The organism is Enterococcus sp. DIV1375a (genome assembly GCF_051712205.1).
Taxonomy (GTDB): domain Bacteria; phylum Bacillota; class Bacilli; order Lactobacillales; family Enterococcaceae; genus Enterococcus; species Enterococcus faecalis.
Map to the genome: position 1 here is coordinate 1573683 of NZ_JBIOOM010000001.1, position 22767 is coordinate 1596449.

A 22767-nucleotide genomic window follows, 5' to 3' on the forward strand; every position below is an offset into this window, starting at 1 on the left:
GAACCTGATTCTATCATTGCAGAATAGGCTTTCATTCAGTATACTGTAAATAGAGGAACAAGAAACGAATTGGATAATTAGGCACTGAAAGAACGCACCACCGTTCTGAATGTTTCGAAACACACAACAGGTTATCGAAATGGCCATTGGAGAAAAATTCTTTTTTCTCCGAGGTTAGCGATTGTGACATGTTGCAATCGTTTTTTGTCCTTAAAATGTTGAGAAAAAGAAAAAAGGCACTTTGCATGTCAGCACCACCTGACAAACAAAGCCCTTCATAGACAGCACAACCTATCTATTCCAGTTGCCTTTTTTGCTAGTTACACTAGCTAATTTTAGTGTACCCGATTTTCAGTGAAATTACTAGCATCTTTAAAATTTTTACTGAAACGATCAGCCTGTGCAATGAACTAGTTTTCTTCAGCGGCGGCAACCGCTGAGAAGCTTTTTCTCAAATTTTAAGTGAATAATGTATCATAAACTTTTTTGGCATATCCATCCGTCATATTACATACAAAGTCCACCGCCATTTTCAAACGATAATAGTCTTTTTCTGCTTCTGTAGCGTTCTTTGCTTCTCTTCTATACAACGCTTTCGCGCTTTCCGAAATATTATTAAAGATTCGCTCCTCATACTTATTCATGGAAACTTTTTCGTATTTTAGTACGACTGGAACAAATTCATCTAGTAAACGATTGATGATATTGAAGCCCAATACCTCTTGATCCAAAATTGTTTTTGTTTGAAAAACATAGGCTCTAGAAAAGTTTTTTAATGCCTGAAAGCATTTCACTTCATCACAATCTTCAATGATAATTTCATTATGATAGATACCTCTCATAATTAAGTCATAATGATTAGCAAAATTTTTCGCTACGCTTTGACAAACAGCTCTTTGTGTCTTTCTCAAAAATTCTTGTAAGGTAGCTTCTTCTGTTTTATCTTTTTCTAACATTAAAAATTTTTTTGTTCCTGTTTGCCCATCAACAAACTGCTTTAAATCTTGATAGCTGTATAAACCATAATTATAGGCATCTTCGATATCTGAAAAAGTATAGGCGATATCATCTGAAGCTTCTAACAAAAAGACTAATGGGTGTCGCTTATTTTGTGTTCCTGTCGCAAATTTAATGGCGTTAAACACTTGTTTTTCCGAGTAAAAATAGCCAACTTTTTTAGACAAAAGCTGTTGCTTATTTAATTGATCTGAAGATGCCGTATATTTGATAACTGTGTCTAATGTCGTGGCGGTTAGTTTCATTCCTGCTTTAGAAGTCCCATTATCATGATGCAGTTTTGTTAAAAGTCGGATGGTTTGAGCGTTGCCTTCAAAGTTAAGAAAATCATTTTGTTGTTGCTCCGAAAAATCAGACCAACAAGCATACAAAGGACCATTTTTTTCAAACCAAATACGAATGGCTTCTTCTCCAAAATGTCCAAAAGGGGGATTGCCGATATCATGGATTAATGCAGCTGTTTCTAACAACCGATAGCATTCTGATAATTCCATAACCTCAATGTTTCGTTCGTTCAACTGTGAAATAACTAATCTAAGTATATCCCTGCTATGCATTGCCACTTCTAAGCTATGTGTTAAACGTGTTCTTACAAAATCATTACGTTCTAAAGGAAAAACTTGTGTTTTGTCTTGTAAGCGTCTAAATGCATCACTTTTAATTACTCTACGATAGTCACTATCAAAAGATTTACGAAGTTCTGTGGCTAAATCAACTTGCTTATTTAACCAGTCATTTTGATATTGTTTACCATTATCAGAAATACGATATGTACCAACCAACTGACGCCAATTCATTTTCATTTATTACCTCCTCCAATTACTCTACCTTCTCTAAATAAGAGACGTAAATATTTTTACATTTACCAATATCACTGAATTCCCGATTGTTATACGCCTTATCCTTTTTCAATTTAAACCGCACTTTTTCGCCTTCTTGAAAAGTTCCCCACGTAAGAAAAAAGAATAGCCAATGGCTTTCATCCTCTGATAGCGTGTCTAAACCTAAACTTTTAGGCTCAATTAAGCTAGGTAATTTAAAACAGTCATACACCCCTTTTGCTGTGCCATACACAGGACGATGAGTGCTAAGAATCGTTTCAAAATATCCCTTTTCATCAGGTTTTAAATAACTTGCTTGCCGAATCAGTTGTGTCAGTTTATTTTGGAATGGCTGAATATTTTTCTCAACGTTTAGTTCAAAATCTGGCTCAGCTTGTACATCTGTGTCATGAGATAACTTTTTTAATAAGCAGTTTATTTCATTAGTACTTGTCTTATCATTAAACGCAATCGCCAAACGCTCACTACTAATAACACCTTTCATATCTTTCATAGAAAAATTATTTAACGCAATTGGATAGTGTTTATCTGATAGCATCCAAGAAGCACCCATTTCGTTTAAACATGGAATACTCTGATAATAATGATCAGATAAAAAATACAGCATGACAGGTTGATTGGTTAGCTCCCTTTTAATCGTGTCAAAAATTAATTCTCCTGGCTGTACACCTGTTTCAATAGTGGAACTATAAAAAATATCCTGTGTTCGAAACCCAAACTTTTTCAATAATTGGATAAACGCATCCACATATTCTTGATCCTTTGAACTATGACTAATAAAAATCTTTTTCCCGTTGCTCACTACTCAACATCCTCCAAGTTAAATTTGTGTTTTCATTTTTTTGTGAAATTCTATACTATTTCTTTAAGCGTACAGCGTTATCTGAAACCAGTCAATACTAAAATTATAAAATAACAATTATTTTGTTTTATTAAATTTTTATATAATGTTGTTTTGTTAATGTTTTGTTATTTTTAAACAAGTGATTATAGAGCGATGTACGGTTGAAGTTATTCCTAATCTATTTTTTTCAATATTTTTATAAATATAAAAAAACACGCCTTTCTTTGCAGAAAGGCGTGTTTTTACGTCCGAGTATAAGGAGAATTGGTTCATTAACCAATTGTCCCTTTAAGCGTTATTCATTTAATGAATTATTTGTTTTTTAAGTTGTAGAAAGATTTTAAGCCTTTGTATTCAGCTACATCGCCTAATTGATCTTCAATACGTAATAATTGGTTGTATTTAGCAATACGGTCAGTACGGCTTAATGAACCAGTTTTGATTTGGCCAGCGTTTGTTGCAACAGCGATATCAGAGATTGTTGAATCTTCTGTTTCACCAGAACGGTGAGATACAACTGCAGTGTAGCCAGCTTCTTTAGCCATTTCGATTGCTTCAAATGTTTCAGTTAAAGTACCGATTTGGTTAACTTTGATTAGGATTGAGTTAGCGATACCTTTTTCGATACCTTCAGCTAATTTAGTTGTGTTTGTTACGAATAAATCGTCACCAACTAATTGAACTTTGTCGCCTAATACTTCAGTTAATTTTTTGAATCCGTCCCAGTCGTTTTCGTCTAAGCCGTCTTCGATTGAAATGATTGGGTATTTAGAAACTAATTCTTCGTAGAACGCGATCATTTCTTCAGTTGTTTTTTCGCCTTCGCCTGAGTCAGCTAAAACGTAAACGCCTTTTTCTTTGTCGTAGAATTCTGAAGAAGCAGCATCCATAGCAAGAACAACGTCTTTACCAGGAACATAGCCAGCTTTTTCGATAGCTTCGATGATTACTTCGAAACCTTCTTCGTTTGAACCTAAGTTAGGAGCGAAACCACCTTCGTCACCTACTGAAGTAGCTAAGCCACGACCTTTTAAGATTGAAGCTAATGCGTGGAATACTTCTGCACCCATACGTAAAGCTTCTTTGAATGTAGGGGCACCTACAGGCATGATCATGAATTCTTGGAAGTCAATACTGTTGTCAGCATGTGATCCACCGTTGATGATGTTCATCATTGGAGTTGGTAATACTTTTGTATTGAATCCGCCTAAGTAGTGATATAAAGGCACTTCTAGGTAATCAGCAGCAGCACGAGCTACGGCGATAGACACACCAAGAATAGCGTTAGCACCTAATTTACCTTTGTTAGGAGTTCCATCTAAATCGATCATTGCTTTATCGATAGCCATTTGATCGCGTACATCGTAACCGATGATTGCTTCAGCAATGATGTTGTTTACGTTATCTACAGCTTTAGTAACACCTTTACCTAAGTAACGAGCTTTGTCGCCATCACGTAATTCAACTGCTTCGTATTCACCAGTTGAAGCTCCTGAAGGAACCATTCCACGGCCGAAAGCTCCGCTTTCAGTGTAAACTTCTACTTCGATTGTTGGGTTACCGCGTGAGTCTAAGACTTCGCGTGCGTAAATATCAGTAATAATTGACATGTTTTGTCTCTCCTTTGAGTTTGTATTTATACTAAGGGGATTCCCTCATGTATGATTGTAGTTAATTCTCGCAAACTATGCAAACATTTTTTTGCAAAAGTCATTGAGAAAACGTTACCGTTAGTGATTTCTTATTTTACAGCATCTAATAAAGCTAGGAATGAGTCTGCTTCTAAGCTTGCGCCGCCGACTAAAGCACCGTCAACGTTTTCTTTTGCCATATATTCAGCGATGTTTTCTGGTTTAACAGAACCACCGTATTGAATACGAACAGCTTCAGAAACTTCTTTGCCGTATAATTTTTCAACTGTTGAACGAACAACACCACAGATTTCATCTGCAATATTAGCATCTGCAGATTTACCAGTTCCGATTGCCCAGATTGGTTCGTAAGCGATAACCATTGAAGCAACTTGTTCGTTTGATAAACCAACTAAGCCGTTAGTGATTTGACCTTCGATCCATTCCGCTGTTTTACCAGCTTCATACGTTTCTAAAGTTTCACCACAACAGAAGATTGGTGTCATACCATTTGCAAAGATTGCTTTGGCTTTTTTATTGATATCTTCATCTGTTTCGTGGAAATATTCGCGACGTTCAGAGTGTCCGATAATCACATAGTTTACACCTAAATCTGCAATTGCAGCTGGTGAGTTTTCACCAGTGAAGGCACCAGCGTTTTCCCAGTAGCAGTTTTGTGCAGCTAATTTCACTTCAGAATCTTTTAGGTTCCAAGCTAAAGGAGCTAAGAATAATGCTGGAGATCCAATCACAGCGTCAACAACGTCGTTTGATGGAACAGCATTTTTTACTGCTTCTGCAAAGCTTTGTGCTTCGCTTAAAGTTTTGTTCATTTTCCAGTTACCAGCGATAATTGGTTTGCGCATGAAAAGCACATCCTTTTCTTTTTTTAAAAATATTGTCTTTTAAACTAATTATTTATCGTTAATAGAAGCTAAACCTGGTAAAGTTTTGCCTTCTAATAATTCTAAACTTGCTCCGCCACCTGTTGAGATGTGAGAGAATTTGTTTTCGTAGCCTAATTGAATTGCTGCAGCAGCAGAGTCCCCGCCACCGATGATTGTTGTTGCGTCTTCTAAATTAGCAATCGCTTCACAAACACCAATTGTTCCTTTGGCAAAGTTACTCATTTCAAATACGCCCATTGGTCCATTCCAAACAACTGTTTTCGCACCTTGTAATTCGTTAGCGAATAATTCAATTGTTTTTTCACCAATATCCAAGCCTTCTTCATCATCTGGGATTTCAGTTGAAGGAACCGTGTGGAAAGGAGCGTCATTGCTGAACTCTTTAGAGACAACTGTATCAACCGGTAAAACTAATTTGTCGCCAGCTTTTTCCATTAAGCTTTTCGCTAAGTCCACTTTATCTTCTTCAAGTAAAGATAAACCAACACTATAGCCTTGTGCTTTCATGAATGTGTAAGCCATACCGCCACCGATTAAAATTTTGTCGGCTTTTTCAATTAGGTTTTCAATGACAGCGATTTTGTCAGAAACTTTTGCGCCACCCAAGATTGCTACGAATGGACGTTTTGGATTTTCAACAGCTTCGCCGATGAATTTAATTTCTTTTTCCATTAAGAAACCAGCAACTGTTGGGATACCAGTTGAAGCAATTCCAACGTTTGAGGCATGTGCACGGTGTGCAGTACCAAAAGCATCATTGACAAATACATCGCCTAAAGAAGCCCAGTATTTACCCAATTCAGCGTCATTGCCGCTTTCTTTTTTGCCGTCAACATCTTCAAAACGAGTGTTTTCAAATACTAAAACGTCGCCGTCTTTCATATTGTTAACAGCGTCTTCTAATTCTTTACCACGTGTTTCTGGAACAAAAGTAACTGGTTGACCTAGTAATTCGCTTAAACGTTCAGCCACTGGTTTTAATGATTTGCCAGCTTTGTCTTCTTCTGTTTTTACACGACCTAAATGAGAGAAAAGAATTGCTTTTCCGCCATTTTCAATCACGTATTTGATTGTTGGTAAAGCCGCTACGATACGATTATCGTTTGTGATCACGCCATCTTTTAACGGAACGTTAAAGTCAACACGGACAAGGACTTTTTTGTCTTTTAAATCTACATCTTTAATTGTCTTTTTAGCCATGAGTAGACCTCCTGTATTGTCAATTTTAGGATTTTTCTTTTTTAAAAAAAGAAAGCGGAGAAGCGCGTTGCTTCCCCGCTTATTATTTCACAATTGTTCAAATTTCACTAATGATAAGAATGAATCTTATAAGTTAGCGAAGTATTCTAAAGTACGAACTAATTGAGCAGTGTATGACATTTCGTTGTCATACCAAGCAACAGTTTTAACTAATTGTTTGTCGCCAACTGTCATAACTTTTGTTTGAGTTGCATCGAATAATGAACCGTAAGTCATACCTACGATATCAGAAGAAACGATTTCGTCTGTGTTATAACCATAAGATTCGTTAGCAGCTTTTTCCATTACTGCATTCACTTCATCAACAGTAACTTCTTTGTCTAATACAGTAACTAATTCAGTTAATGAACCAGTAGCTACAGGAACACGTTGAGCAGCGCCATCTAATTTACCGTTCAATTCTGGGATTACTAAGCCGATTGCTTTAGCAGCACCAGTTGAGTTAGGTACGATGTTTGCAGCAGCAGCGCGCGCACGACGGAAGTCGCCTTTAGGATGTGGTCCGTCTAATGTCATTTGGTCACCTGTGTAAGCGTGGATAGTTGTCATTAAACCTTCAACAACACCAAAGTTGTCATGTAAAGCTTTAGCCATTGGAGCTAAGCAGTTTGTAGTACAAGAAGCGCCTGAAATTACAGTTTCTTCTCCAGTTAATGTTTCATGGTTTGTGTTGTAAACGATTGTTGGTACATCGTTACCACCAGGAGCTGAAATAACTACACGTTTTGCACCAGCAGTTAAATGTTTTTCAGCAGCTTCTTTAGAAGTAAAGAAACCAGTACATTCTAAAACGATGTCTACGCCTAATTCGCCCCATGGTAATTCTTCAGGGTTACGGTTAGCTAAAACTTTGATTTCTTTGCCGTTAACGTTGAATGAACCTTCGTGAACTTCAACTGTACCGTTGAAACGGCCTTGAGTTGTGTCATATTTTAACAAGTGTGCTAACATTTTAGCATCTGTTAAGTCGTTGATTGCAACTACTTCGATTCCTTCTACATCTTGGATACGACGGAAAGCTAAGCGTCCGATACGTCCAAATCCATTAATACCTACTTTAACTGTCATTAAAGATTTCCTCCTTATGAAAATCAAAAATTTTTTATTTTAAAGGGTTACCCCTTTTAAAATCTCGTTTGCAGCAGCTTCATCTGTGATGAGCCACGTTTGTTTTGGTGCATTTTTCATATATGCGCGAATGGCTTTAGCTTTCGTTTTGCCGCCCGCAATTGCGACGACATAGGGAATTTCTTGTAAGTTTTTTAATTGAAGGCCAATTCGTGGAATTTTATAGACCACTTTTCCTTCTTCATCAAAGAAATAACCAAACGATTCTGCCACGGCATTTTTTTGTTTGAGCATAACCATTTCGTCATCAGACATTTTTCGGCGTGCCGCCATGTGCAACGCTCGACCAATACTGTGCACCACACAGTTGGCATGACTAATTAACGTAAGAACTTCTTGAATCGAGGGTTCTTGTAATAAACTATTATACGTTTCACGACTCAATTGTTCTGGGACATATAACGCCCGGTAGTTACCACCCGTTTTGTTGGCCATTACAGCACTAATTGAATTGGCTTGGACAGAAACTGCTTCACCAATCCCTCCTCTGGCTGGAACAAACAAATTATGACGTTTTTCAGTTTCTAGTGATCCCATATTTTCGGCCACCATGGCCATTGTTGTCCCACCCATAACCGCAATTGTATTCTCACCATTTGGTAAGAGTAAATTCAGCGTATTGGTTAAGACATCTCCAAAGTCCGAAAGAACTTTCTTTTGGATATCACTATCTCCTGCAACAACGATACAACGTTGAATGCCAAAGTACTGTGTCATTTCTTTTTCGATTTGGTGCATACCAAGCAATTGATTCATGACTAATTCTAAACCTTGGTAGACTTCCAAACCGCGTTCTGTTAATGTCATCCCGCTTTTTGAAGGTTCAATCAGGTTGAGTTGCTTTAAAACATCTGTTTCTGTACGCAAGACTCGCTCTGTAATTCCCATCGTTTCTGATAAACTTCTACGTCCAATAGGTTGCATCCAATAAATATTGCGAAGAATTTGGAATCTTTCTTGTAATACATCGAGCATATCTGGAGCAACTGCTTCAATCATTTTAAATTCTTTTAACATGATGCGCTCCTTTTGTGGGTCGAAATATGTCCAAGTAAGACTGAAAACGACCTATGAACTTTAAAAAAATAGAATTGATGTTCGTTTTTCCTACTATTTATTCATAACAGTATTAAAAGTACTTATCAATTACACACTTAGTGTACCAGTTTTTTTGGGTCTTTTCAATAAAAATGATTCTTTTTTCATCGTTTTCTTTCAAATCCAAACAAAGCATTCGTTTGCGAGAAACAATAGCGACTTATTTCCGAATAATTAGATTTAATTAAACCAAAAGCAAAGGAATTCACGAACGTCTTTCAATTAACTTCTTGTTTAAATGGAAATTTCAAGTCCTCTCACAAAGCATTTTTTTACTTATTTTTCAAAAAAAGCAACGAAAGAATAGACACAGCCATTCTCTCGTTGCTTCATATCCTTTTATTTGTAATCTTCTTCGTAAAAACGTCCTAAAATTTTGACATTATCTGAGATGCTGACAAAGGCATTCGGATCGCTTTCTTTCATGGCTGCTTCTAAACTTGGCAACTCAAAGCGTGTCACAATAGTTAGCAAAACAGTTTGGCGGTCGTGGCGATATGCCCCTTCCGCTTCATGAATAATTGTAATACCACGGCGCATTTTCTTTTGAATCTCATCCACGACTCGATCTGGGTTTTTAGTGACAATCATAACTTGCATTTTCTTTTGCTTAGTATAAACAGCATCTGTGACCTTTCCACTTACAAAAATTGATAACGCACTGTAGAACATGTACTGCCAGCCAAATAAATAACCTGCAACGAAGACAATTAGTGCGTTAAAATAAATTGAAATCGAGCCAACGGAACGCCCCGTTTTTTTCCGAATGGTAATGCTTAGAATATCTAAGCCCCCAGAAGAAACCCCGTTTTTTAAAACAAAACCAATTCCTGATCCAGAAATCGCCCCACCAAAAATAGCACAGATAATTGGATCTTGAGTCATCACCGTTTGCGGAACAATATGCATAAATAATGAAGTTAAAGTCACGGTAATGAAAGTAAAAATTGTAAACTTCTTACCTATTTTTTTCCACGCAATAAAGAATAACGGCACATTTAACAGATACAATGTAATGGAGACAGGCACATTAAAACCCACAATTTTTGTTGAGAGGGTTGTTAAAATTTGTGCCAAGCCTGTTAAGCCACTGGAATAAATATTTCCTGGTTGATAGAAAAAGTTCATGGCAATTGATGCAAGAATAGCATAGACAATCGACACAGAAAATTTTGTTGTATAGTCATGAACTGGCAGTCCGTCATAAATTTTTTTCATAAATAATAGCCTCGTTTCAGGTTTTCAATAAATTACATTTCTTTTCATATTATACGTGGTTTACCGAGAGAAAAAAAGAGATTCCTATAATAATTACGGAAGATTCATCAAATGTTTATAGAAACAACCCAAGAACGAAATCTTAACGATTTCGTTCTTGGGTTGTTTCATAATGGGCTCTTGGTCCACCAATATATTTAGGACGAGAATATAATGCTGTAACATGGGCCGCACCTAACGTTCGAATGCTCAAGCGAAGAGGAACTTGCACATGTTTTACATGCATACCGATAGATGTATCGCCAATGTCAATCCCTGCTTGAGCAACAATATGTTCAACTTCCACAGGTTCATCAAATTTTTCAAAGGCAGCCACTGAACAAGAACCGCCAGCATGTAATTGCGGTACTACCGAGACAATTTCAAAGCCTTTTTCTTCAGCCACACGACGTTCCATCGCTAAAGCACGATTAATATGTTCGCATCCTTGGACAGCCAAAGAGATGCCTTTTTTATCTAATTGTTCAATTAAGGTTGAGACAATCCATTGTCCTACTTCGGCACTGGAATTTTTACCAATGACGCCACCTACCACCTCGCTGGTGGTACAACCTAAAACAAATAGGTCCCCTTTTTGTAAATTTCCTGCTGTAATGACTTCTTCTGTAATTGTCACTAACTGTTCTTTTAACATTTTTTCATCGATAGTCATTTGTTCATCCTTCTTTCTTCTAAACGACCATTTTTTGGTAACACACGTTTTAATGTTTGACTAAGAGGCAATGCTACAATCACCCCAAATAAGGATTGAATAATATTCCCTGGTAAAGAGGCAATCCCCGCACCCACGCCGTAAAGCCAGCTAGTCGCTAAAGCATACCCGCTAATCATGAGGAGACTGGCTAAAAGTAATCCTAGCGTTTGCATCTTTTTATTTTTATTAAAGAAGTGCCCTGCTAACCACCCTTGTCCGCCATGAATCAATAACGAAAAAACGAACCATTGTGGATAGCCTGACAATAAATCAATTAAACCACCGCTTAAAGCTCCGACTGTCAAGCCACCAATCGGACCAAAAAGTAAACTAGCAATGTAAATCCCTGCATCCGCCAATGTAACAAAGCCATTTGTTGCTGGGACGGGGATAATAAAGACCATTGACACAGCCACTGTTAAAGCGGTAATTACTGCATATAGACTAATTTTTCTTGTCATTATCCGCCACACCTCCTGCTAGTAATCCTTCATGCCACACACTTCCAAAAGCTGCATTTAGCTGGACCCCAGAAACAATGGCTTCATGAACGTATGTTTTTGCTAAATCAACTGCTTCAATTAACGGATATCCTTTAACTAAATTCGCACCAATTGCAGAGGCAAAGGAACAACCAGCGCCATCAATGGTGTGGGCCATTACTTTTTCTTTGACCAATTGAATATGTTGTTGTCCATCATAAAAAAAGTCACGTGCTTCTTGGCCAAGCCAACGATTACCACCTTTAATCACCACCGTTGCCGCTCCTAAAGAGTTTAACTCTTCCGCCGCTTGTTGGACTTCTTCAACGGTTGTTAATTTTCTGCCAATGAGTAATTCTGCTTCTTTTAAATTAGGCGTTATAATCGTTGCGAATGGAAAAAGTTTTTCAATCAATAACTGCATGTATCTTTTTTCATAAACTGAAGTCGTTTCTTTAAAAGCCAAGACAGGATCCAACACCACCGGCAGACCTGCGTGCTTTTTCAAAAAGGTTGCAATTTGTAACATACTTTCTTCACTGTGAATCAAGCCAATCTTGATGCCGTCTAAACTCCCGGCAGGTATGGAAGCGAGTTGCTCTTTCACCAAAGAAGTCTCAAGGTCATGAATCTGAAAATGATTCTTGGGGGCTGTAGCAAGGCAAGTTAAAGTTGATAAGCCAAAGACTTGATGATTTTCAAACGTTTTTAAATCTGTTTGAATCCCGCCACCTGAAAAAGGATCGGAACCGCCAATTGTTAAAATTATTTTTGTCATTTGTTTCGCTCCTTTATACACTCAGTTATCATACAAAGTTTTCTAAAAAGAAAAAACAGCCAATTGGCAGATTTTTAGCTCAGCCACTTTTTAAGTCTTTCGTTATCTTTTTCCTTTCCAAAAAAAGAGTGACCTCATCCGTCAATGAAGTCACTCTTTCTTTGGATTTAACACTTATTCGTCAATGGCTGTTACATCAATGTTTAATTCAAACAATTGTAATGGAGAAACTAAACTTGGTGCGTTGTTCATTGGGTCAATTGCTTTCCCGTTTTTAGGGAAGGCAATCACTTCACGAATATTTTCTTCCCCAGCCAATAGCATTGCTAAGCGGTCTAGCCCTAAAGCAATCCCTCCATGTGGCGGGAAGCCGTAATCTAATGCGTCTAGCAAGAAACCAAATTGGTCTTGTGCTTCTTCTTTTGTAAAACCTAACGTTTCAAACATTTTTTCTTGTAATTCTCGTGTATGGATCCGTAATGAGCCGCCACCTAATTCGTAGCCGTTTAAGACAACATCGTAAGCTTCAGCATACACAGAGGCTGGGTCTGTTGCTAAGCGGGCCACATCCTCTGCTTTTGGTTGTGTAAATGGATGATGAGCAGAAACATAGCGACCAGCTTCTTCATCATATTCAAACAACGGCCAATCCACAATCCACAAGAAATTGAATTTCGATTCATCAATTAAACCTAATTCTTTACCTAAACGTGTACGTACCGCACCTAAAGCAGCGGCTACGATTTCAGGTTTATCGGCACCAAACATTAAAATATCACCGACTTCTGCATTGGTAGCAGCAATTAATTCATCACTAACTTCTGTTAAGAATTTAGCAATCGGTCCTTTTAAGCCATCTTCTTCAACTTTTAACCAAGCTAAGCCTTTTGCACCAAATTGACTCACATACTTACCTAAGTTATCCATATCTTTACGAGAATACTTATCTGCGGCGCCTTTTGCATTCAAAGCCTTCACATGTCCACCATTTTCCAACGCTGCTTGGAAAACTTTGAAGTCTACGTCTTTCACTACATCTGCAACATCAATTAATTCCATAGCAAAACGAGTGTCGGGTTTATCGCTACCATAGCGTGCCATTGCTTCGTCATAGCTCATTCGTGGAAACGGAACAGAAATCTCAATTCCTTTTGTCTCTTTCATCACTTCAGCCAACATATTTTCTGTATATGTTTGAATTTCTTCTGGTGTTAAAAAGGTCGTTTCGATATCGATTTGTGTAAATTCTGGCTGACGGTCGCCTCGTAAATCTTCATCACGGAAACAGCGAACGATTTGGTAATAGCGATCGAAGCCTGCCCCCATTAATAATTGTTTAAAGAGTTGTGGTGATTGTGGTAAAGCATAAAAATGACCGGCATGGACACGAGAAGGAACCAAATAATCGCGAGCGCCTTCTGGTGTTGATTTGCCTAAATAAGGAGTTTCAATGTCTAAAAAGTCATGATTATCTAAATAGTGACGGATTGTTTTCGTTACTTGGTGACGTAATTTAATGTTGTTTGTCATTGATGGACGACGTAAATCTAAATAACGATATTTCATGCGCAATTCGTCATTAACGTTATTGTCATCTTCAATAGTAAATGGCGTTGTTTTCGCAGTATTTAAAATCGTAATGTCAGTCGCCATCACTTCAAACTCGCCAGTTTTCATTTTTGGATTAATCGCTTCTTTATCACGATAAACGACTTGACCTTTAACTTCGATGACGTATTCACTACGACATTTATCAGCAATTTCCCATGCTTCTTTTGACTTTTCTGGGTTAAAGACCACTTGGACGATTCCTTCACGGTCACGTAAATCAATAAAGATAACGCCTCCTAAGTCACGACGTTTTTGAACCCATCCTTTTAATACAACTTCTTTTTCAATAAATTCGGCAGATACATTGCCGCAATAGGTTGTGCGTTTTGCCATTTCTCAATCTCTCCTTTTTATTCTTCAATCATTTTTGTCATCATTTCGTCATACACTTCATCAAATGAATCATGAATAGCACTTAACGGGAAGGATTTTTCTTCGCGTGTTGCCATTGATTTTACGTTGACAATGCCTTCATTCAATTCATTTTCACCGATTGTTAAAACTAATTTTGCTTGTAATTTATCGGCCGTTTTAAATTGCGCTTTTGGTTTGCGATTCATGTAATCACGATCAGCTGAGAAACCAAAGTTACGAATGCTTTGAACAAGTTGCAAAGCTGCGACGTTGGTTTCTGAACCAATGCCAACCACATATGCGTCTAATTCAGATAACGCTGGAATCACAACTTCTTCAGCTTCCATTGTTAGCAACACTCGTTCAATGCCCATACCAAAACCAAAACCTGGTGTGTCTGGGCCGCCTAATTCTTCAACTAAACCATTGTATCGGCCCCCTGCACAAATAGTTGATTGCGCACCCATTTTAGGCGCTTCACTCATAATTTCAAAAATTGTGTGTGTATAATAATCCAAGCCGCGAACCATATTACTATCAATTTCATAAGGAATTTCTAGTAAATCTAACATATCAGTTACTGCTTCAAAATGTGCTTTAGATGGTTCATTTAAATAATCTAAAATGGAGGGCGCTTCTGCGACAATCACCTTGTCTTTTTTATCTTTGCTGTCTAACACCCGCAATGGATTTTCGTGTAAGCGACGTTGTGAATCCTCGCTTAATTCTGCCATATGGGGCTCTAAATAATCGATTAATGCTTGACGGTACGTAGCACGTGTTTCTTTATCCCCCAAGGAATTAATAACTAATTTGATTTGTTGGATGCCTAATTGTTTGAAGAAGTCCAAAGCCATAGCCATGATTTCAACATCCAATGCTGGGTTTTCACTACCAAATGCTTCCACACCAATTTGATGGAATTGACGCAAACGACCAGCTTGTGGGCGTTCATAGCGGAACATCGGCCCCATGTAATAGGTTTTATATGGTTTCGTATATTCCGGACCATATAATTTATTTTCAACGAAGGCCCGAACAATTGGCGCTGTCCCCTCAGGACGTAGCGTCACGTGACGATCTCCTTTATCATAAAAATCATACATTTCTTTTGAAACAATATCTGTAGTATCGCCAACACTGCGAGATATCACTTCATAATGTTCAAAAATCGGGGTTCTGATTTCTTGGTATTGATAATCTTTAAAAATCAAACGAGCTGTTTCTTCCACAAATTGCCATTTTTCAGAAGTTCCTGGCAAAATATCGTTTGTTCCTTTTGGTTTTTGATAACTCATTGTCTTTCTCTCCTTCTATCATTCCACAAAAATGTGTGCGCCATTTTCTTTTTTCTAAAAAAGAAAAAAGCCCTTGTATGTTGAACATACAAGGGCGTAAAAGTCTCTTTTACACGGTACCACCTAGTTTTGAAAGATTTTACTCTTTCCTCAACGATTAACGCTCGTAACGGGACGGCTTTTCTTCCGTCCATCTCCAGAATGTCTTTCACTTTCACTGTTGAAGTTGCTCTCAGCCACGGCAACTCTCTCTTCGCAGACAGATGAAACTTACTCGTTCCTTCGTAGATTTTTAATATTATCTATAAACTACTAAAGTTCTCTTAGAAAGTCAAGGGGTTCCGACAGGAAAATCAATTATTTTTCTCGTGTATCAATCACAATGGTCACTGGACCATCATTGGTCAACGACACTTGCATATCCGCGCCAAATTCTCCTGTGGCTACCGCTATTCCTTCTGCTTCTAATTGTTGATTAAATAATTCATACAAAGGAATCGCCACATCTGGACGAGCCGCTTCAATAAAACTGGGACGATTGCCTTTTTTAGTTTTTGCATAGAGGGTAAATTGAGAGATACTCAGAATTGATCCTTCAATCTCTTGAATGCTGCGATTCATTTTTCCTTCGTCATCTTCAAAAACACGTAATTTACTAATTTTGCCAACAACATAAGCCACATCTTCTGGCGTGTCTTCTTGATGAATGCCCACCAGCACCATGAAGCCTTGTTTGATTTGTCCCACTATCTGCTCTTCTATCACAACTTGTGCTTGACTGACTCTTTGAATAACTACTTTCATCTTTTTTTCCTCACTTTTAACACTTACCCATTGGTTCGACGAACACTATAAACATCTGGTACACTTTTAATTTTGTCAACGATGGTTTTTAAATGAGAAAGGTTTTGAATTTTCACAGTAACATGAATCTGGGCCATCTTATCTTTGGATGGACGAGCTTCAACGCCGACTAAATTTTTTGTCATCGAACTAATGACTTGTAAAACATCACTTAGTAAGCCACTACGATCATAGCCGTAAATCTCCAAATCGGCAGCGTATTCTTTGCGACTGTGCTCGGTATCTTCCCACTCGACTTCAATTAGACGTTGTGCTAGTTCTTCTTGATGTTGTACGTTAGGACAGTCCGCACGATGAATTGAAACGCCCCGTCCTTTGGTAATGTAACCAACGATTTCATCACCAGGTACTGGATTACAACAGCGACTTAAACGAATCAATAGGTTGTCCACCCCTTGAATCACGATGCCGCCTTCATGACGAACTTTCATTTTTTCTGATTCTTTTTTAGCTGGCTGATTTAGCAACTCTTCCGCTTCTTGACGTTGGCGTTCCAACTCTTGTTCGCGGCGTTCTTTTTCTGTTAAACGATTGCACACTACTTGCGCACTTACTTCGCCATAACCTACTGCCGCAAATAAATCATCTTCCGTTTGAAATTTAAATTTATCTAGCACTTCCGCCATTTTATTCTTCGTTAAAAATTCTTTCGGTGTAAAGCCGATTTCTGTCATGTATTTAATGACAGCATCATGCCCTTTAATAATGTTATCTTCACGGTCTTGTTCTTTAAAGAAACGTTTGATTTTATTTTTGGCTTTACTTGTTTTAACCATTTTCAGCCAGTCGCGACTAGGTCCGAAAGAATTCGGTGATGTTAAGACTTCAATAATATCCCCATTTTTTAGGACATAGTCTAACTGTACCATTTTGCCGTTGACCTTCGCACCGGTTGTTTTATTCCCAATTTCAGTATGAATGCTGTAGGCAAAATCTAGTGGTCCGGAGCCTTTTGGCAGTTCGGTTACATCTCCACTTGGCGTAAAGACATAGACTTTGTCGCTAAAAATGTCTTCTTTAACACCTTGCATAAATTCAGAAGCATCATAGCTTTCATCTTGTAATTCAATAATTTCATGGAACCAATCGACTTGCTTCGTCAGTTCATCTGTTTCAATTTTTTCCGCTTTGCCTTCTTTATAGGCCCAGTGAGCCGCCACCCCAAATTCGGCGATTTGGTGCATCTCATGGGTCCGAATTTGGACCTCTACTGGATTCCCTTTTGGCCCAATAACTGTCGTATGGATAGATTGATACATATTCGCTTTTGGCATAGCAATATAATCTTTAAAGCGACCTGGCATTGGTGTCCAACGTGTATGAATCGCCCCTAACACGGCATAGCAATCTTTAATGGAATCGACAATAACACGAATCGCTAATAAGTCATAGATTTCATTAAACTGTTTCTTTTGGTCCTTCATTTTACGATAGATTGAATAAATATGTTTTGGTCGACCATATATTTCTGCGTAAATTTCTAAATCTTCCGTAGCTAAACGAATATCTTCGACTGCTTCTGCCACATAAGCTTCACGTTCATCGCGTTTGCTTTGCATCAAATTAACAATTCGATAGTATTGGTTGGGGTTAATATAACGTAATGCCGTATCTTCTAATTCCCATTTAATTCGACTAATCCCTAAGCGATGTGCTAAAGGCGCATAAATTTCTAAAGTTTCTTGTGCAATCCGTCGTTGCTTATCTTCACGTAAATGTTTTAATGTGCGCATATTGTGCAAACGATCGGCTAGTTTCACCATAATAACCCGTAAATCTTGCGCCATTGCCAATAACATTTTTCGATGATTTTCAGCTAATTGTTCTTCATGAGATTTATATTTAATTTTTCCTAGTTTCGTTACGCCATCGACTAACCTTGCGATGTCTTCGCCAAATTCTTCTTTTAAATCGTCCAGTGTTACGTCCGTATCTTCGACAACATCATGTAAAAATCCTGTTGCTACAGTATGGGGATCCATATGTAATTCAGCCAGAATGCCTGCCACTTGAATCGGATGGATGATGTAAGGTTCACCTGATTGTCGGACTTGACCTTCGTGTGCTTTTTCAGCATAAGTTAATGCTTTTTGAACCAACTCAACATGTTCTGGTCCCATATAGGTACTTACAATTTTGATGACCGCTGGGCCTGTCAGTATTTCTTCTTTTGGCATGGTATTCACTCCTCTATGAAGGTGACCTTTGGATAAAGAACACTTCGTTCACGTTTTATCTATTTTAATAAAAAAGAAAAGTACCACTTGAAACAGTAGCACTTTCAACAACTCTATTATACTAAATTTCCCTTAAATTTCAATCACTGTCGCTTTTTTACTCTCTGTTTATTCAAAGAGAATGCCTACAAGAATTTTACAGGCGGGCTTTCGTTTAATTTAAAAGTTCCATTTGGTAGCTAACCGCACTTAAAAGATACAACGGTGCTGTTTCTGCTCGTAAAATTCTCGGACCCAACCCGCAAAGTTTCGCCCCAGCCTGCAGAAATTGTTCAATTTCTTGCGGTGCAAAGCCACCTTCAGGTCCAAAGAGCACACACAAACGTGCGCCTGGCTGGCAAGTGGATAATACTTGTGCTAACTGACTTTTTTCTCCTTGTTTTGCTGATTCTTCATACGCAACCAAGACTGTGTCATATGAGTCAAATTGCGCAATGATTTCTTGTGTTTTTTCCACCAAAGAAACACTTGGTGTCTGCTGCCGATGCGATTGTTCCGCCGCTTCTGTGGCAATTTTTTGTAATCTTTTTTCTTTGGCTGCTCTTTTTTTGTGGTCCCATTTGACAACGGAAGTTTTCGCAGGAAAGCCGATAAACTGATTGCCACCTAGCTCCGTGCCTTTTTGAACAATCCATTCTAACTTGTCCCCTTTTGGTAACCCACACGCAATCGTCACTTCAATTGGCAATTCTTTGTCCATTTCTTCTTTACTAATTTCTTTAAAGTAAACAGACGTTGGATCAATTTCCACAATCTCAGCTAAAATGGCAGTTTTATTTTGAAATACTAAATAACAACGATCATTCGGCGTCATTCGCATAACTCGCACAATATGATGATAGTTTTCATCTGCGACTTTATACAAATCTTTTTCTTGATAATCTTCTTTCATGAAATACCGTTGCATTTTACTCTTCCTCTGGTTTCTTCAAGATAATCGCATACCAATCGCCTTGATTAAAGAGTTGGTCCACCACAAACCCGACTTTCGTTAGTGCTTCTAAAACCATTGCTTTTTTATCTTCAATAATTCCAGAAATAATGAAGGTACCGTCTTGTTTTAGCAAACGCCAAGCATCTTCAATCATTAACACAATAATATCTGCCAAAATATTTGCGACGATTACATCAGCAGAATGGTCAATCCCTTTTAGTAAATCATTGGCTGACACATGAACATCGGCCGCAATGGGATTTAAATCCATATTTTCTTTTGCCGCTGCAACTGCTACTTCATCTAAATCATATGCGTAGACGTCTTTAGCCCCTAAATAGCGACTTGCAATACTCAAAACACCAGAACCCGTTCCTACATCTAGAACTGTTTCGCCACCACGTAAAACAGTTTCTAAAGCTTGCAAGGTTAAACGAGTCGTTGGATGCGTGCCTGTACCGAAAGCCATGCCCGGATCCAATGTGATAATTTTTTCTGCTTCATCTTGTGCGTGATAGGCTTCCCAACTTGGCACAATCGTTAAGAATCGTGTGACACGGACAGGATGATAATATTTTTTCCAAGCAGTTGCCCAGTCGCTTTCTGCTACTTCACTAATTGTCATTTCGTTTTTACCAATGGATAAGCCGTACTCAGGCAAGCGTAAAATATTTTCTTTCATAAATGGTAAAATTTCTGGTAAGAAGGTTGTTTCAGGAAAATAAGCCATCACAATCGCCCCTTCTTTAATGTGGGTGAATTGCTCTTTATCTAAAATTTCCCCATACAGATCACTTTCAAAATTTTCAATGTCCAACGCATCTTCAATGGCCACACCACTTGCGCCAGCTTCCATCATAATGTTTGAAATTGCTTCAACTGCTTCGCTAGCCGTTTCTACTTTTACTTCTGTCCACTTCATGTTCTCACCTCTAAATTAATAACTTGGATACGCAATCCATTGTTCTTTTTCTGTTTCTGCCACTTTTTTAATCATCGCTTCAAAATCTGCTGGCTCCCAATGCAATTCAAAAACTTCCGCTGTTTCATCTGATAAAAAGTCTAACAAATCACTTTGCCCTTCATCTAAAACCACTTTTAAATAGTGAATGAATCCGTCTAAAACTGCTTTACGTAGCCCTTTTTTTCCTTCATAAGGAATTGTGACTAAATACTCTTCATCATCAACGACTGACTTTTGCGGATTATAAAATAACAAGCCATCTTCAAATTCAATGAATTCTTCTTCTGAAAGCGTACCGTCAACATCATCAATCGCCACTTGTTCATTGTTTTCTGCATATAAACGAACAATGACTTCGATGGTATGGTTTTTGCGATCCCAATCAAGGCCTACTTCGTAATCTGCTAAGTGTTTTTCAAGTTGTTCCTCTAAGTATGTGAGCATTGTTGCTTTTTTCATTTTCTTCATCCTTCCAGCCAAAATCTATTTGGTCTACTGCTGTTCTTTTTTGTTTAGAAATATATGGATTGCCAGCCACGACGTATCTTAAAGGCAACTCTGTCCAACGACCTTTATTGGGAATCCCAATTCGTGGTAGTGCCTCAATTTTTTTCGGAAATTTTCGTTTTTCTGGCACGAGCCGTAACGAACTAGAAAAAATCGACTGCCCATATAATTGCTTATCAATTCCTAAGGCTGCAACTAATTTACCTGGTCCATTGGTCAATTCCACGCCTTGACGTCCTTGGCGATTTTCAATCATTTTGTCAACACCTTCAACAGGTTCAATCGCACGGATCATCACCCCTTGTGGTTTGCCTTGTTCTTGTGTCACCATATTTAAAATTAAATGCGTGTGCATAGTATATAAATAAATCGTGCCTGGTTTGTCATACATGGCTTGTAAGCGTGGCGTTTTTCTCAAGCCAAAGCTATGGGCCGCCTCATCATCAGGACCTAAATAAGCTTCTGCATCCACAATGTACCCACCTAAAACGCCTGTTGCTGTTTCGTGCTCTAAATACATCCCTAACAAGTATTGTGCCACTTCTTCAGTTGTTTTTGTGTTAAAGATATTTATCGTTTCTTTCATTTCTTTCACCACTCCCTATCATACACGAAACCTTCCGCTATATCCATCTAAAACCCAAAAAACCACCAAAAAGCGAATGTACGTTCTTTATGTTATAATAAGATGATTATGAAAAAGGAGGTCCTTTTATGCAACAACCTTTAGCCTATCGAATGCGACCTCGTCACTTAGACGAAGTGGTTGGTCAACAACATTTAGTCGGCCCTGGTAAAATTATTCGTCGGATGGTCGAAGCCAAAATGCTTTCATCGATGATTCTTTATGGGCCGCCTGGCACTGGAAAAACCAGTATTGCCAGCGCAATCGCTGGTTCAACAAATTATGCCTTTCGCATGTTGAACGCGGCCACAGACACCAAAAAAGATTTACAAATCGTTGCTGAAGAAGCCAAAATGAGTGGCACAGTGATTTTACTGCTTGATGAAATTCACCGATTAGATAAAACAAAACAAGATTTTTTGCTCCCTCATTTAGAAAACGGACGAATTATTATGATTGGAGCCACTACCGAAAATCCATATATTACAATTAACCCTGCGATTCGTAGTCGCACGCAAATTTTTGAAGTAAAGCCTTTAACAGAAACAGACATTCAGCAAGCGATTCAAGAAGCCTTAACCGATAGCACACGTGGCTTAGGCGATTATCCCGTCCACTTAGAAGAAAAAGCATTACAACATTTGACACGCGCAACGAACGGTGACTTACGTAGTGCGCTAAATGGACTAGAATTAGCTGTTAAATCAACACCCAAAAATGAACAAGGCGAAATTAAGATCACCTTACCGATTATTGAAGAGTGCGTGCAACGAAAAGCCTTAACCCATGATAAAGATGGCGATGCCCATTATGACGTGATTTCCGCTTTCCAAAAGTCGATCCGAGGAAGCGATGTAGATGCTGCACTTCATTATTTGGGTCGCTTAGTTGAAGCAGGTGATTTACCGATTATTTGTCGTCGTTTAATGGTCATTGCTTACGAGGATATCGGTCTTGGGAATCCTGCGGCCGCCGCTCGGACAGTCACCGCTGTTCAAGCCGCCGAAAAGCTAGGGTTTCCAGAAGCTAGGATTCCTCTAGCTAGTGTCGTCATTGATTTATGTTTATCGCCAAAATCAAATTCTGCAGTCACAGCGATTGATGCTGCTTTGGCAGATATTCGACAAGGCTCTGTGGGAGACGTTCCTGATCATTTGCGTGATGCCCACTATGCTGGAGCCAAAGAATTAAACCGTGGTATTGGTTATCAATACCCACATAATTTTGAAAACGGTTGGGTCAATCAGCAATACTTACCTGACAAATTAAAAGAGGCACGTTATTACGAGCCGATTGATATTGGTAAATATGAACAAGCCTTACATCAGCAACTCAAGCGTATCCAAGAATGGAAACAGAAAAAATAACAAAATAATACGCTTTCAAAAAAAGAAACAATCTCGTTGCCGATTT

At 38.3% G+C, this 22767-nt stretch carries 22 protein-coding genes; 1 reads left to right on the top strand and 21 read right to left on the bottom strand.

Features of this window, described 5'->3' with window-relative positions; translation table 11 throughout:
- Positions 1-31: 31 nt before the first annotated feature.
- The 21 genes from IGJ63_RS07685 to IGJ63_RS07785 all read right to left on the bottom strand — a co-directional run bounded on the left by IGJ63_RS07685 (position 32) and on the right by IGJ63_RS07785 (position 21315).
- Positions 32-247, bottom strand: coding sequence for a hypothetical protein (locus IGJ63_RS07685; RefSeq protein WP_002357102.1), 216 nt, complete (start codon positions 245-247; stop codon positions 32-34).
- 211 nt (positions 248-458) lie between these two features.
- Positions 459-1820 (bottom strand): deoxyguanosinetriphosphate triphosphohydrolase, encoded by a 1362-nt coding sequence (locus tag IGJ63_RS07690; protein WP_002371997.1) that lies wholly within the window; start codon positions 1818-1820, stop codon positions 459-461.
- Positions 1821-1836: 16 nt separating this feature from the next.
- Positions 1837-2661 (bottom strand): toll/interleukin-1 receptor domain-containing protein, encoded by an 825-nt coding sequence (locus IGJ63_RS07695; protein ID WP_002357099.1) that lies wholly within the window; start codon positions 2659-2661, stop codon positions 1837-1839.
- Positions 2662-3014: 353 nt separating this feature from the next.
- The gene (eno, locus tag IGJ63_RS07700) at positions 3015-4313 is read right to left on the bottom strand and encodes a phosphopyruvate hydratase (RefSeq protein WP_002357098.1); all 1299 of its coding nucleotides are present in this window, start codon (positions 4311-4313) and stop codon (positions 3015-3017) included.
- A 131-nt stretch (positions 4314-4444) separates the two neighbouring features.
- Positions 4445-5200: a triose-phosphate isomerase gene (tpiA, locus tag IGJ63_RS07705; protein ID WP_002362045.1), complete on the bottom strand. Its 756-nt coding sequence runs from the start codon at positions 5198-5200 to the stop codon at positions 4445-4447.
- Between the two features lie 48 nt (positions 5201-5248).
- Positions 5249-6442: a phosphoglycerate kinase gene (locus IGJ63_RS07710; RefSeq protein WP_002357094.1), complete on the bottom strand. Its 1194-nt coding sequence runs from the start codon at positions 6440-6442 to the stop codon at positions 5249-5251.
- A 126-nt stretch (positions 6443-6568) separates the two neighbouring features.
- Positions 6569-7570, bottom strand: coding sequence for a type I glyceraldehyde-3-phosphate dehydrogenase (gap, locus tag IGJ63_RS07715; RefSeq protein ID WP_002357093.1), 1002 nt, complete (start codon positions 7568-7570; stop codon positions 6569-6571).
- A gap of 39 nt (positions 7571-7609) precedes the next feature.
- Complete coding sequence (locus IGJ63_RS07720; RefSeq protein WP_002357092.1) at positions 7610-8647, bottom strand: sugar-binding transcriptional regulator; 1038 nt, start codon at positions 8645-8647, stop codon at positions 7610-7612.
- 420 nt (positions 8648-9067) lie between these two features.
- Positions 9068-9946, bottom strand: a complete 879-nt coding sequence (locus tag IGJ63_RS07725; RefSeq protein ID WP_002357090.1) for a YitT family protein — start codon at positions 9944-9946, stop codon at positions 9068-9070.
- A 142-nt stretch (positions 9947-10088) separates the two neighbouring features.
- The gene (locus IGJ63_RS07730) at positions 10089-10658 is read right to left on the bottom strand and encodes a TIGR01440 family protein (RefSeq protein WP_002365825.1); all 570 of its coding nucleotides are present in this window, start codon (positions 10656-10658) and stop codon (positions 10089-10091) included.
- The gene (locus IGJ63_RS07735; protein ID WP_002357086.1) at positions 10655-11161 is read right to left on the bottom strand and encodes an ECF transporter S component; all 507 of its coding nucleotides are present in this window, start codon (positions 11159-11161) and stop codon (positions 10655-10657) included. Before IGJ63_RS07735 ends, IGJ63_RS07730 begins: the two co-directional genes overlap by 4 nt.
- Positions 11145-11981, bottom strand: coding sequence for a bifunctional hydroxymethylpyrimidine kinase/phosphomethylpyrimidine kinase (locus IGJ63_RS07740; protein WP_002385835.1), 837 nt, complete (start codon positions 11979-11981; stop codon positions 11145-11147). Before IGJ63_RS07740 ends, IGJ63_RS07735 begins: the two co-directional genes overlap by 17 nt.
- A 153-nt stretch (positions 11982-12134) precedes the next feature.
- Positions 12135-13904, bottom strand: a complete 1770-nt coding sequence (gene aspS / locus IGJ63_RS07745) for an aspartate--tRNA ligase (protein ID WP_002360034.1) — start codon at positions 13902-13904, stop codon at positions 12135-12137.
- Between the two features lie 17 nt (positions 13905-13921).
- On the bottom strand, positions 13922-15223 hold the full coding sequence (hisS, locus tag IGJ63_RS07750; RefSeq protein ID WP_002419687.1) for a histidine--tRNA ligase: 1302 nt from the start codon (positions 15221-15223) through the stop codon (positions 13922-13924).
- Entirely contained in the window at positions 15220-15441 is a 222-nt protein-coding gene (locus IGJ63_RS07755) for a hypothetical protein (protein ID WP_257878002.1), read from the bottom strand. Before IGJ63_RS07755 ends, hisS begins: the two co-directional genes overlap by 4 nt.
- Positions 15442-15580: 139 nt before the next feature.
- Positions 15581-16027 carry a D-aminoacyl-tRNA deacylase gene (gene dtd, locus IGJ63_RS07760; RefSeq protein ID WP_101732017.1) on the bottom strand — a complete coding sequence of 149 codons (447 nt, stop codon included), beginning with the start codon at positions 16025-16027 and terminating at the stop codon, positions 15581-15583.
- Positions 16028-16050: 23 nt separating this feature from the next.
- Positions 16051-18264: a RelA/SpoT family protein gene (locus IGJ63_RS07765; protein ID WP_101732016.1), complete on the bottom strand. Its 2214-nt coding sequence runs from the start codon at positions 18262-18264 to the stop codon at positions 16051-16053.
- A 214-nt stretch (positions 18265-18478) separates the two neighbouring features.
- Positions 18479-19231: a 16S rRNA (uracil(1498)-N(3))-methyltransferase gene (locus IGJ63_RS07770; RefSeq protein WP_010823775.1), complete on the bottom strand. Its 753-nt coding sequence runs from the start codon at positions 19229-19231 to the stop codon at positions 18479-18481.
- A 1-nt stretch (position 19232) separates the two neighbouring features.
- Complete coding sequence (prmA, locus tag IGJ63_RS07775) at positions 19233-20180, bottom strand: 50S ribosomal protein L11 methyltransferase (protein WP_002357075.1); 948 nt, start codon at positions 20178-20180, stop codon at positions 19233-19235.
- Positions 20181-20195: 15 nt separating this feature from the next.
- Positions 20196-20681 carry a DUF3013 family protein gene (locus IGJ63_RS07780; RefSeq protein ID WP_010713278.1) on the bottom strand — a complete coding sequence of 162 codons (486 nt, stop codon included), beginning with the start codon at positions 20679-20681 and terminating at the stop codon, positions 20196-20198.
- Positions 20638-21315 (bottom strand): DNA-3-methyladenine glycosylase, encoded by a 678-nt coding sequence (locus tag IGJ63_RS07785; RefSeq protein WP_002364174.1) that lies wholly within the window; start codon positions 21313-21315, stop codon positions 20638-20640. The genes IGJ63_RS07780 and IGJ63_RS07785 overlap by 44 nt, the downstream gene beginning before the upstream one ends.
- A gap of 128 nt (positions 21316-21443) precedes the next feature.
- Between IGJ63_RS07785 and IGJ63_RS07790 the strand changes: the two genes are divergently transcribed.
- Positions 21444-22721, top strand: coding sequence for a replication-associated recombination protein A (locus IGJ63_RS07790; RefSeq protein WP_002360030.1), 1278 nt, complete (start codon positions 21444-21446; stop codon positions 22719-22721).
- Positions 22722-22767 lie beyond the last annotated feature (46 nt).